14 protein-coding genes are annotated in these 12,242 nt (G+C 50.7%); all 14 read left to right on the top strand.

The window, feature by feature from the left end:
- The first annotated feature begins 4 nt into the window (after positions 1-4).
- The 14 genes from SRBAKS_RS08460 to SRBAKS_RS08525 all read left to right on the top strand — a co-directional run bounded on the left by SRBAKS_RS08460 (position 5) and on the right by SRBAKS_RS08525 (position 12,122).
- A complete protein-coding gene (locus tag SRBAKS_RS08460) occupies positions 5-1,516 on the top strand; it encodes a TnsD family Tn7-like transposition protein (protein WP_229596332.1) in 1,512 nt (503 codons plus the stop codon).
- The gene (locus SRBAKS_RS08465) at positions 1,513-3,117 is read left to right on the top strand and encodes a Tn7-like element transposition protein TnsE (protein WP_229596334.1); all 1,605 of its coding nucleotides are present in this window, start codon (positions 1,513-1,515) and stop codon (positions 3,115-3,117) included. Before SRBAKS_RS08460 ends, SRBAKS_RS08465 begins: the two co-directional genes overlap by 4 nt.
- Positions 3,118-3,238: 121 nt before the next feature.
- The gene (locus SRBAKS_RS17895) at positions 3,239-3,463 is read left to right on the top strand and encodes a very short patch repair endonuclease (RefSeq protein WP_229596336.1); all 225 of its coding nucleotides are present in this window, start codon (positions 3,239-3,241) and stop codon (positions 3,461-3,463) included.
- A complete protein-coding gene (locus tag SRBAKS_RS08475) occupies positions 3,426-3,563 on the top strand; it encodes a hypothetical protein (protein WP_229597039.1) in 138 nt (45 codons plus the stop codon). The genes SRBAKS_RS17895 and SRBAKS_RS08475 overlap by 38 nt, the downstream gene beginning before the upstream one ends.
- A gap of 285 nt (positions 3,564-3,848) precedes the next feature.
- Complete coding sequence (gene fabG / locus SRBAKS_RS08480; protein ID WP_229596338.1) at positions 3,849-4,571, top strand: 3-oxoacyl-ACP reductase FabG; 723 nt, start codon at positions 3,849-3,851, stop codon at positions 4,569-4,571.
- A gap of 12 nt (positions 4,572-4,583) precedes the next feature.
- Entirely contained in the window at positions 4,584-5,798 is a 1,215-nt protein-coding gene (locus SRBAKS_RS08485; protein ID WP_229596349.1) for a beta-ketoacyl-[acyl-carrier-protein] synthase family protein, read from the top strand.
- On the top strand, positions 5,798-7,285 hold the full coding sequence (locus SRBAKS_RS08490; protein WP_283816547.1) for a phytoene desaturase family protein: 1,488 nt from the start codon (positions 5,798-5,800) through the stop codon (positions 7,283-7,285). The genes SRBAKS_RS08485 and SRBAKS_RS08490 overlap by 1 nt, the downstream gene beginning before the upstream one ends.
- The gene (locus SRBAKS_RS08495) at positions 7,282-8,508 is read left to right on the top strand and encodes a beta-ketoacyl-[acyl-carrier-protein] synthase family protein (protein WP_229596370.1); all 1,227 of its coding nucleotides are present in this window, start codon (positions 7,282-7,284) and stop codon (positions 8,506-8,508) included. Before SRBAKS_RS08490 ends, SRBAKS_RS08495 begins: the two co-directional genes overlap by 4 nt.
- Positions 8,501-8,752 carry a phosphopantetheine-binding protein gene (locus SRBAKS_RS08500; protein WP_229596372.1) on the top strand — a complete coding sequence of 84 codons (252 nt, stop codon included), beginning with the start codon at positions 8,501-8,503 and terminating at the stop codon, positions 8,750-8,752. Before SRBAKS_RS08495 ends, SRBAKS_RS08500 begins: the two co-directional genes overlap by 8 nt.
- 43 nt (positions 8,753-8,795) lie before the next feature.
- Positions 8,796-9,554, top strand: a complete 759-nt coding sequence (locus tag SRBAKS_RS08505; protein ID WP_229596374.1) for a lysophospholipid acyltransferase family protein — start codon at positions 8,796-8,798, stop codon at positions 9,552-9,554.
- 8 nt (positions 9,555-9,562) lie between these two features.
- Entirely contained in the window at positions 9,563-9,970 is a 408-nt protein-coding gene (locus SRBAKS_RS08510; protein ID WP_229596376.1) for a hypothetical protein, read from the top strand.
- A gap of 52 nt (positions 9,971-10,022) precedes the next feature.
- Positions 10,023-11,093 carry a radical SAM/SPASM domain-containing protein gene (locus tag SRBAKS_RS08515; RefSeq protein WP_229596378.1) on the top strand — a complete coding sequence of 357 codons (1,071 nt, stop codon included), beginning with the start codon at positions 10,023-10,025 and terminating at the stop codon, positions 11,091-11,093.
- Complete coding sequence (locus tag SRBAKS_RS08520) at positions 11,068-11,496, top strand: hotdog family protein (protein WP_229596380.1); 429 nt, start codon at positions 11,068-11,070, stop codon at positions 11,494-11,496. The genes SRBAKS_RS08515 and SRBAKS_RS08520 overlap by 26 nt, the downstream gene beginning before the upstream one ends.
- Positions 11,493-12,122 carry a LolA family protein gene (locus tag SRBAKS_RS08525; RefSeq protein WP_229596382.1) on the top strand — a complete coding sequence of 210 codons (630 nt, stop codon included), beginning with the start codon at positions 11,493-11,495 and terminating at the stop codon, positions 12,120-12,122. The genes SRBAKS_RS08520 and SRBAKS_RS08525 overlap by 4 nt, the downstream gene beginning before the upstream one ends.
- Positions 12,123-12,242 lie beyond the last annotated feature (120 nt).

Consider the following 12,242-nt stretch of genomic DNA (forward strand, 5'->3'; position numbering starts at 1 on the left):
CGATATGCTCAACTTCCCCGTGCCGTATCCGGACGAACTCCTCTATAGCGTTGTGGCACGGGCAGGAGTCCATTTCGGAATAACAAGCCCCAAGCAGCTTCTTGATACAATCTTCGGTGATAGAAAAGTCGTGGCCACGGTTGATCTGCCCTCCCACATAGATGCTATCTCCAAACAGTACCCGGATTCATTGGGATTTACTGCTAACACGTTGATTTATAAGCACACCTTTTTCCCGCTTTACGCTCCCTTCATACCGGAAGAAAGAAGACTCGCAACTCTTGATTGGATGACATACCGGGCCAAAGGGGCCGTTCATGTCGGATTGGGAATTACGACGTCTCGGATTCGCCAGCCGGAGTACCTCCGGGTATGCCCCCAATGTCTAGAAGAGCAACTCTCAGAGCATGGAGAGCTCTACTGGCTACGTCAATGGCAGGTTCCGGGTTGCAGCCATTGTCTCAAGCACGGCGACCTGTGCGATACACAGTACAGACTGCATAATTACCACAGACATGCCTATGTGGCCCTAACCCCAACCATGATGTGCTTACCATCCAACTCGAACAGTCCTCCCAATGGGAAACGAATAGAGAGGCGAGTGAAAGAACTTCTTAATCTGCCGCCTGCACGATCGCCCAGCCTTGAGCAATGGAGCCTCTTTTACAAACAAACTGCTCATGCAGCCGACATCACCAGAAAAAGCAAAGTCATCTACGATCTCCTCAAGCACAAAGTCCTCTCTTCCTGGACATCCCAACACCTTGCCCAATTAGGTATTCCCATCACCGACAACAAGTCCAACTGGTTACGCCTTTTCATGCGAAAACACAGGAAGTCACACAGCTTCCTGCAACACATCGTAATCTTGGAAACACTGCTGGGAGCGGAGTGGAATTTTAAAGATGTGATTTCTCAAGCTCGAAAGCAAATCGCCCAAAACCTTCCGGTGGCCTATTTCCCATCGAAGAACATTTCGCAATCTGTTTTGCATGCCAAACGAAAGGCATGGCTTGAGATGGTTAAAGGACAAGGAACCAGGAAATCCCGAAAAACAGGAGGCGATTCAGTCTACACCTGGCTTTACAGAAATGATCGAAACTGGCTAAATGCCATCAACAATAAATATAGAAGAACAACACGTTCGGAGAACCGACGAGTCGATTGGAATGAGCGTGACAGGTTAATTCTTGAGCGCCTCAAGGCGATAAAGCGTGAGCATGCCAATATACTGGAAGGTCCGCGTCGGAGCTCAAGTTGGTACCTGGCTCAATCCGGGTGCCGACATCTTTCTCGCAAGCTCGGGAAAATGCCGCTCTCGGCTGCTTTTTTGAAAGGCAACAGCGAAGATGTTGCCAGTTGCCAAATAAGGAGAGTCATTCGAGCCATGGTAAACTATGACTCACATTTAGGAGAAATTCCCTATTGGGAATTGCTACGGTTATCCGGCCTGAGCGAACAAAGGATGTATGAGCGGACCAGACAATTCCTGCACTACCTCGGATGGGCGAAATGAATGATTATCGATTCAAAAAATTTGATGACGATGTGAAAATTCTGGGGATTGGCTCATTGTTCAGACGGCATTCCGGAAACAAATGGAACGTCAATCTTCAACTCACTCCTAGGCAAGACAACAGCTACCTGAGCCTCTCCAATGCCCCTATTCTCGCGAGAAGGCGCATAATTAATCCAACCACAGAATTCTCGAAGCCAGGGTACAACCAACGAATAAAGATCACAGATACGCGAAAGTGGCTCGTCAAAAGAATTGGAGAATGTCCAATCACAGGATTTCAGAAGAAGTTGGATGCTGGCCAGTTCTGTTTTGTTTTTGAAAACTATGACGGCAGGACAATATTCCTCCCGCAATTTGAGTTGGCTCGAACTCTGTTTTTTCACGGCAAGTATCTCTCCAAGACGGCAATCGAATCGGATTGTTTGAGAAGCGAGTTCGACGTTTTCGTGGACCATACGCAAAATTGTGCGACCATTCGAGTCATGCCTTCTGCCGGTTATGCCGTATCTCATTTGAATGAGCCAAAATCGCAAAACTACCTGTCTTGGGTCCTGTTGGATGCTGATGCCCGTAAATCCTATGAAAGCATATGCAAATTCCAACGATTATACGGGAAGAATGCGCCAAGCTATCGAAGATGGACCTTCCAGTTCGAACCGCCACCCCTGGAAAATGTCTTCCTACAAGCCCATGGAGTGTTTGATAAAGAAGTGAACTGTTTTTTCGCTTGGGAGATTGACGCCATCAGAGGCGTCCCCAATGCGATGCCGGAAGAAATATATATTGAGCATCCAAAATTTGAGCACTCCATTCCAGGAAGCGGACAAGTAGTCCATCCTGCCTGCAATGGCGAGACGTCTGCGCTAGTTATCCATGATGACATTGCCGCCAACGCCAATACCACTCCAATCCAAATGGAGGCCGACAGCGTAGCCGTCGTGTTCAAGAAGGCCTTCCACGTAAAGAGGGTAGCCTCCAAGGACAGAAAGAGGCCAACTTCAACTCAGGGAGACGAGAGTGGTAACAAAGTGATTTCGGTCAGCACGGAAGAAGGAATTGCCGATCACGGCCTGCCTTCGGCAGACTGGAACACCTTAAACGACGAAACAGATTACAGCCGGTTCTTCGAAAACAAATTTGAGTGCTTCCTGGACATGGTGCGAGTTCTTATCAGAACGTATGGATGCGTCTTTGTCGAAAAAAGGATTGTCCCGCTCCCCAAAGTGGGGAGGTGCAAGAAACACCTGCTGTCAACAACCGGTGAAGCGAGAAGCATAGCAGAGGTTAGCCTGAGAGTTGGAGGCAGGATTGTGCACCTGCTCGAAGTAGACACTTCAGATGCCGACAAAGCCATTTCCACTCAGGTTCTCGTAGTGAGGGATTTGAGAAGGTGGAAAGCAGACTTTGAGGTCTTGAAGCGAGAACTCATTCAAGATTCCCTCAACTGGCCAAAGAAGTATCTCTGTGACCTGTGTGGAAAGGAACGCCATTGTGGCGTCAATCATCCCCAGGCCCCCAAAGGAAGTAGAGGTGTCCTCGACCCTGAATCTATCGCTGGCTGGGCTGCTAGGGTTTATGGGTGGATGCAATCTCTGTAGAACACAGAGATTGTTTCTTCATAAAATATTTATATGTTGTGACAACAAAATCATATTTGTCTTCACTAAAAGTCGCATGATCTAAATGGACAGACATACTCTTGAACAACGTAGCCGTAATATGGCCAACGTAAAAAACAAGGACACAAATCTTGAAAAAACGGTGCGCTCTTTACTGCATGCAGCAGGCTACCGTTTCCGACTCCACAGAAAGGACCTGCCAGGTTCACCAGACATAGTATTGCCCAAATATAACACAGTTATCTTTGTGCACGGTTGTTATTGGCATCGTCACCAAGGATGCCGCTATGCATCAAAACAAACTGTTTTGGCTGGCAAAGTTTGATGCGAACGTAAAGCGTGATAAAAACGCAGAAAAAGCGCTTATAGAAACGGGATGGAAGGTTATAGTCGAGTGGGGATGCGAAACCCAAAAGCGTTACTAAAACGGGGAGATCTCCAAAAGGGCCGGAAACTCTCATAGCGCCGGGCACTAAAAAGGGGAGACCTCCAGAAGTAATGGGATGGCCCCGTTCCTTACGTTTGAGCTTGCACTCAATGTACAAGCTTGGTGGCAGCCTAGGCTGACCCCGATGAAAAGCCAAAGAGCTCATCAAAGGGGCGGGTCCAGCCCATTACTTCTATTTGACGATTCAAACAACATATTGTAACTTAATAAAATCACACAACGGGAACAACACATTGTTTTAACTGATCAAAATGGAGAACTCGTGCCACAAATAGCTCTTGTAACTGGGGCAAGTAAAGGGATAGGGGCTGCGATTGCCATTAAACTTGCCGAAGATGGGTTCGATATCTGGTTAAATTATCGCAATGACACTTCAGGGGCGCAGGCCGTTTCCAGTCACATTACTAACATTGGACGCAAATGTACCCTGCTCCAATTTGATGTTAGCAACCCTGACGATGTTGAGGATTCGCTCGCTCCTATGCTCGACAAGGATATCCCGTTCGCTCTGGTTAACAATGCTGGGCTGACTCGTGACGGACTAATGATGCTCATGAGTTCCAAGGATTGGGAAAAAGTGCTCCAAGTGAACCTGACAGGGTTCTTCAACGTCACCAAGCCCGTGGTCACACGGATGCTGCGAAAACGGCAAGGACGTATTGTCAACGTGGCTTCAACTTCTGGCGAAACAGGAGTGCCGGGGCAAACAAATTACTCCGCGGCCAAGGCCGGTCTTATTGGCGCCACACGCTCATTGGCCCTTGAAGTTGCCAAACGGAATATTCTCGTCAACGCTGTGGCCCCCGGATTCATCCAAACATCCATGCTTGACGAACTCCCCTTGGAAGACATCATTCCACGTATTCCGCTGGGCCGAGTAGGCACCCCCCAAGAAGTAGCCAATGCTGTCTCTTTCCTTTGTTCGCCTATGGCAACGTACATCACTGGACAAACTCTTTCCATCAACGGTGGCATCTACACCTAGCCCGGAACACATATGCACGAAGTAGTAATCACAGGCATCGGCATCATCTCCGTCCTAGGCAACTCCATCGAGAGCGTCTCTACGGCGTTGTATCGGGGACAATCCGGAGTCATCATCGATGAAGAACGGATTGGTCTTGGCTTTGAAAGCCCCCTTACTGGTGCGATAACCGACTTTGCCCCCAGTTCAAGCCTGACCCGCAAGCAACGAAAAACCATGACAGACCACGCTGTTCAGGCTCACGCAGCAGCCATGGAAGCTCTGGAAATGTCAGGTCTGCAACCCGAAGAGTGGCAGAACGATCAGACCGGAATAATCTTCGGGTGTGATTCAAGTTGCCTTGCGCCTCTGGAACATGTTCGCCTGCTCAAGGAACGTGGTGAGACAGCCCTCATCGGCAGTGGAGGGGTTTTCCGGTCAATGACATCAAATGTCACCATGAATCTCAACACCCTGCTCAAGACGCAGGGTGCCTCCTGGTCCTTGAGTTCTGCCTGCTCCAGCGGAGGCCATGCCGTAGGGCAAGGGGCGGTGCTGATCGCTTCGGGCCAACAGGAACGCATCATCTGCGGCGGTGCACAAGAAATCAACTGGCAGTCCATGTGCAGTTTTGACGGCCTGGGAGCATTCGCCTCCGTGGGCAATTCCCCGGAAAAAGCCTGCCGCCCCTTTGACAAGGACCGCACAGGTCTCGTCCCAAGCGGCGGAGCTGCCGTGGTGATTCTGGAACGACGCGACCTGGCAGTAAAAAGGAACGCGACCATTCTGGGCACGCTGTGTGGATATGGTTTTTCTTCTGATGGCGAACACCTCTCCGTGCCAAGCAAGACAGGGCTTTCCAGGGCCGGTGAAATGGCCCTGAACAACAGTTCACTGATCCCCGGCGACATTGACTATGTTTGCGCCCACGCCACGGCAACCCCGGCTGGAGACATTGCCGAGGCCACGAATCTAAAAAATCTGTTCGCCGATCATTCACCGGTCATCTCATCACTAAAATCAATGACCGGCCATGAACTCTGGATGTCGGGCGCGAGCCAGGTTGTCTACACGACACTCATGGCGCAAAAGGGATTCATCGCCCCCAACATCAATCTGGAGACACTCACGCCAGAGGCTGAAGGGCTGAACATCACCCCAAAAACCATTGAACGCCCCCCGAAAAAAGTGTTGTGCAACTCAGCCGGTTTTGGCGGCACCAACTCCTGCCTCGTTTTAAGCTACTGATGACACACTACGATCACATAGTCGCTGGCGGAGGCATTGCCGGAATGACTACCGCTCTGCTTCTGGCCAAAAGTGGGGCAAAAGTTGCGCTGGTGGAAAAATTTCCCCTTCTGTCACCTACGGTTCGCGGTTACAGCAAGAATGGTGTCCACTTCGACACCGGGCTCCACTACCTCGGCGGGCTGGGCGACGGGGACCCGCTCGATATCTATTTCAAGCATCTGGACATCATCTCCCTCATCAAAAAAAAGCCATACAATCCTGGCGGCTACGATTTGTTCAGTGTAGAAACAAGCCAAAACGAATACGAAATCCCCAGTGGTTTTGATGAATTAAAAAAACGACTCACAGACTATTTCCCTAATGAAGCCGATGCAATTGCCCAATTTTCCGAGGCCATACAAAGCACTCTGGCAGCCTCGCCATTCCTCAATTTTGACATGAAATTCAGCCTAGAAGCAGCCCTCCACGAGGACGGACAAACCCTCAAGGAATTCCTTGATTACCTCACAGACAATGAAGAACTCAAAGCCCTGTTAAGCTACCAGACTCTGCTCTACGGCTCGTCACCAGATGAAGCATTGTTGACCACACATGCTCTCGTAGCAGGCTCATACACGCTCTCGACTCATACTCTCGAAAACGGCGGGCTTGCCTTGGTAAAAGCGTATGAAACGCGGCTGAAAGAACTGAATGTGGATGTGATGTGCAACGCCGCAGTCACGCACATTGAGATCGACGAGTCCCGATCAGTTACTGGCGTCAGCTTGTCCAATGGGAAAGAATTCTCTACTAGGTCTTGTATCTGGACAGCACATCCTCGCGGCCTTGTCGATGCAACCCCGGACAACGCATTTCGTCCAGCTTTCAAAAAACGGCTGCTCACACTTGAAGATACGGATTCAGCGCTCATCCTGTTCGGTGTCAGCGAAACTCCCTTGCCGGAATTGGAAGGGCGCAACCTCATTCTTTGGCCGGGACAGGATTTTGCAGATAACCTCAAAGGGTTGCTGCCCCCTGAGGAGAGCATCATATATATTTCCGCAGCCGAAGACACTCGATCGGGCAAGACCACGCTCACGGCGATCATGCCCCAGAATTTCAAAACATACGCTTCATGGGCAGATTCGCGGCACAACAACCGCCCCAAAGAATATGAATATCACAAACGCTCCATACTCGCCGTATTTGAAGAAGAAATATTTCGCCGAATCCCGACCTTTCGCAATTTGGTCACCTTTGTTGACGGCGCGACCCCGCTGACCATCAAGGATTTTTGCGCCACCCCGACTGGCAGTTTATACGGGCTACGCCATTCAGTGAACCAATTCAACCCGGCCCCTGTGACCAAGATGACAGGGCTGACTCTAGCTGGACAAGGAATCGTCGCGCCCGGCATTTTGGGTGCGGTTGTCTCTGCGTACCTGACCTGTGGCATCATATTGGGACACGAACCTTTGCACAAAGAATTGAGGCAACACACATGAGACGAGTCGTCATAACGGGCATGGGAGCTCTCTCCCCTTACGGAGAAGGGCTGGAAGCATTCTTCAAGGGACTGGAATCCGGCGAAAGCTGCATTCGCTCCATGCCCGAACTTCTCGAAGTATCAGGTCTAACACCGTCTATTGCGGGACAAGTTCCCACATACAATGCCAAGGCCATCCCCCGCAAATTCCGACGGACCATGTCCCCTATGTCCATCTTCGCAGTTCTCGCTGCCACCGAAGCAATTGCCATGGCCGAACTGGACGATACAACCCTGGAAAACGGTCGGACCGGGCTTGTGGTTGGCTCAACTGTAGGCAGTGTCCAAGCACTCCAGTCAATCTTCACCCATTATTTGGACGGAAAGAGTGTTGATGGGGTTAAATCGACTGAATTTTTCAAGATAATGAACCATAGCTGTGCCACAAACATCGCCCAATTCTTTGGGGTCCGAGGACGAGTCCTCGCGCCATCTGCTGCTTGCTCAACTGGCTGCCAGACCATTGGTATCGCCATGGAAACAATCGCCATGGGTAAACAGGATGTGATGCTGTGCGGCGGTGCCGATGAGCTCCACCCCCTGACCGTCGGAACCTTTGATATCCTCCAGGCAGCCTCAACAGGATACAACGTCCACCCCACAGAAACGCCCCGCCCATTCGATAAAGACCGAGATGGCATTGTCTGTTCCGAAGGCGCAGGTATTGTAGTGCTCGAATCACTTGATCACGCCAAGGCTCGCAACGCCCCCATCTTGGCCGAACTCATCGGATTTGCCACCACCTCTGACCCCTCCAATCCGGCCAGTCCCAGTGCCAGCGCGATCGCGCAATGCATGGAATTGGCTTTGGACGAAGCGGGCACAGTTCCAGAGGATGTTGACTACGTCAACGCGCACGCCACAGGGACTGATCTGGGGGACATTGCTGAAAGCCAGGCAATAGCCTCGCTCATGGGCAAAATCCCTGCTGTCAGCAGTCTCAAAGGGTACATGGGACACACCATGGCAGCCAGTGGCGCACTGGAAACCATAGCCACCCTTTATATGCTGAAAAACGGGCTTGTGTTCCCGACACGAAATTTGCTACACGTCTCTCCTGGCTGTGAAGGCGTCAACCATATTACAGCCAAAACGCACCGTTCCATCTCAATCGCGCTGAAAAACAACTTCGCTCTGGGCGGCATCAATACATCCCTTGTTATACGGAGATACAATGACTGATTCGGAAATAACCGCAGTAGTCGATAAATTGCTTATCGAAGAGTTCGAACTTGAGCCGGACCAACTAAAACCAGAAGCTCTATTTAAAGATGATCTTGATCTCGACAGCCTTGACGCAGTCGACATGGTCATCATCCTGGAACAAGAATTCAAATTCAAAGTCAAAAAAGATACAGCCTTCAGGGCTATCCGATCACTGGGTGATTTACACGCATATGTACTTCAGAAAAAAAGCGAAATGTAAGCAACTTAAGGGCTGATTCTTTTTCGGCTCCCCCTCACCATCCATGAAAATTCTGCACACTATATGGATCAATTTCGGAATCTATGCCGGAATGATCCTGTGGACTCTTGCAGGACTAATCCTCTCGCTCCCGACTTTTTTGATATTCAAATATATCAAATCTCTTTCCACGGCTGAAGCAGCCAGGATGCTGGTCTGGATATACGGTCGCGTCTGGGTGTGGATCGTCTCCCTTTTTATCACTGTGCGGTTGAGCGCTTATGAAATTCCCTCACCCTGCGTCCTGGTCGCGAACCACTCATCGATATTCGACTCCTATTTTGTAGGCGGACAGCCATTGTGGAACGTATGCTGGGTCATCGCCGACTGGCCGTTTTCCATCCCTTTCTATCGCCCCTTCATGCACGCGGCAAAATATGTACGCGCGAACCAGGCCGAACCAGGATCTGTGGTGAAGCAATCCGTGAACGCCATTGCCAACGGCGGTTCTATGTTTTTTTATCCAGAAGGAACCAGGACCTCGACAGGCGAATTGGGACGCTTTCACTCTGGACCATTCCAAGTCGCGATCAAAGCAGGGGTCCCTATTATTCCCATTTGTATTTATGGAACTTTCGAACTCATGCCTAGAGGGGCCAGGTTCCTCAGTCCTGCCACCATCAATATCCACTTGCTTCCACCCGTATATCCAGATAAATCTACTGAGCTATCTACTGGACACACTGCCATGAAAAAAGACGTGAAAGCACTCATGCTCCACGCGCTGGAAGAAATGAAGAAACAACCCCCAATTTCTGCTTAGGAGTGATAATGAAAAAAGTCAGAACCGTCCTGCTTTTCGCAACACTTGCGGCTATTCTGCTGTTGACCGCCTGCCGTACGGCCTCCGTCTACAATGTTAACAATGCTGCAATCCCGTCAGGTCAGGAAAAGCCTCTAACCATGGCCCAAATCGAAAAAGCCATTGTCCTGGCCGGTTCCGACCTCGGTTGGGTCATGCAGGCAGACAAGCCTGGGCATATTATCGGCACTCTGAACGTTCGCTCCCATATGGCCGCTGTGGATGTAACTTATGATGAGAATAGCTACAGCATCAATTACAAAAACAGCACCAACTTGAAATATACGGGCAGCACCATTCACAGCCAGTACAACAACTGGGTAAAGTATCTGTCCCAAGCTATCGATTCGCAAATCTCTGCCGCCAAATACCAATAAAACCATGGAGGGGGGAGCCAACGCTCCCCCTCTTCTTTTCAGAGGATTCCACATGACCGGGAACAAATGCTGGGGCAGCCCTTTCACGGACGATGAAATCGACGAGGCCAATAAAAACGGCCGACTTCTGACAATGGAGCTTGAACTGAGTCGAGCCTGCAACCTCAATTGCATATATTGCTATGCGGACTCCGGTCTCCCTCTGGATAACGAACTTTCATACGAAGAAATCGTTGATACCCTTGATCAAGGCATCGCCCTGGGCGCCCGCAAGATCATAGTCCTCGGCGGCGGAGAACCCATGGTTTATCCCCGGATCATGGACGTGCTCCAAGCCATCCACGAACGTGGATGTGAAATCGAATTGTTCACCAACGGCATTCTCCTGACACAGGAGATTGTCGAAAAGTTCAAAGAATTCAAAGTGAATCCTGTCATCAAATGCAACAGTCTCAAACCTGATGTGCAGGACCATCTCGCCGGGAAAAAAGGGGCGTTCGAGGGTATTCGCAAAGGGTTTCAACTGTTACTCGACGCCGGTTATCCGAGCAACGGGCTTACCTTGGGTGCTCAGACCATCATCTGCCAGGCAAATTATACCGAGCTGCCCGAAATATGGAGATACCTCCGCAATCGGGATATCATCCCCTATTTCGAGGTCATCACCGAACAGGGACGGGCCAAAACACATGGTTCTCTGGCCGTCCAACCCAAGCAGCTCCAGCCATTGTTTGAAGAGCTGTCTGCCATCGACCAGAATGAATTCGGTGTGGAGTGGAAGCCCAAACCTCCCGTGGCCGCCTTCACCTGTCGCCGCCATCTCTTCTCCTGCACCCTGACCACGACAGGCAACATCATCCCCTGTCCCGGCGTTGACGCCCCGGCTGGTAATATTCGCAGACATAAACTTGCAGACATCCTCGCAACTGCAACGATTTTCAAAGAACTTCGCGATATCCGCCAGACCATCAAGGGGGATTGCAAAGAGTGTGAACTGTCCAGTGAGTGCTATGGTTGTCGAGGTATGGCGTATCATCATACTGGCGATTATCTCGCATCAGACCCTCTCTGCTGGCGTAACAAGAGCGTGGTGTTCCATGAAACTACCGATTGCCAGTCATAAAGTCATTCCACACAGGGATTCCATGCTGCTCATAGATACCCTGACAGCATCCGACCAAGGTGCTGGCACGGTGGAAACCGTCCTGTCGGCAATATCCGTGGCGGCCAATGCGGACCAGACTCTGTCTCCACTTATTCACGTAGAACTCATGGCCCAGGCCTATGCCGCAGTCAAAGGATGGGAGATCATGCAAGCCGGCCTGGACTTCCCTATTGGGTTTCTCGTTGGTGTCCAGAAGTTCACCCTGCATAACCACGCCCGCGCCGGAGAACACCTCACCATCGATGTGACCACAGCTGGGGAGTTCGAAGGTTTTGCCATTGTCGAGGGAACCGTTTCCTGCGGCGAAACCGCCATCGCCAGCGGAAAAATCAAACTGTGGGTTCCGCAGGAGGACGCATGACCAAGCGATATCTACTCGCGGCTCTCTTCCTAGTCCTGCCCTTCATGGCAGGGACCAACGTATCTCATGCCGCCGATTTCCTTATGGACCTCAAAGCCAAAGCGGAAAAAGTCACCTCTATCCAAAGTCGATTCACTCAGGAAAAACACTTGTCCATGTTCGATGAAGTGCTCATTTCTGAAGGGAGCTTCGCCTTTCAACGTCCCTCCAGCCTTCGATGGGAATACACCACGCCTTTCAAGGCAGGGTTTCTGCTGACCGGCAACACGGGTATCGAATGGGATGAGGCGGCTCAAACAAAAAGGGAATTTTCACTCAAATCATCGCCCATTATGGCCATGGTCGCGCAACAGATAATGGCCTGGACCACTTTTGATATTGCGTGGCTCAAAAGCCGCTATGATATCACGCGAACCGGGACGGCTCCGACGATCCTTGACCTCCGCCCCAAAGGAGAAGGGGCCAGGAAAATGCTGACCCGTATCATCATCCGCTTCGCGCAGGATGACACCACCATTGATTCATTGGAACTGCGTGAAGTCGATGAGGACTTCACTCGGATCACCTTCATGGATCGGGCCATCAATACCCCACTGTCTGACACACTTTTCACCTCTGTCCAATGATTCCGGGTACTCCTTTCCATACAATTTACGTTTTCTTCGCAACCAAACGGCGCGTTCTCTATTCCTGTACCGCCGGGTTTCTTGTCCTCTGCCTCGGACTCCTCCTCCTAACTCCTATCA

It is taken from the genome of Pseudodesulfovibrio sediminis (assembly GCF_020886695.1).
Lineage (GTDB): Bacteria > Desulfobacterota > Desulfovibrionia > Desulfovibrionales > Desulfovibrionaceae > Pseudodesulfovibrio > Pseudodesulfovibrio sediminis.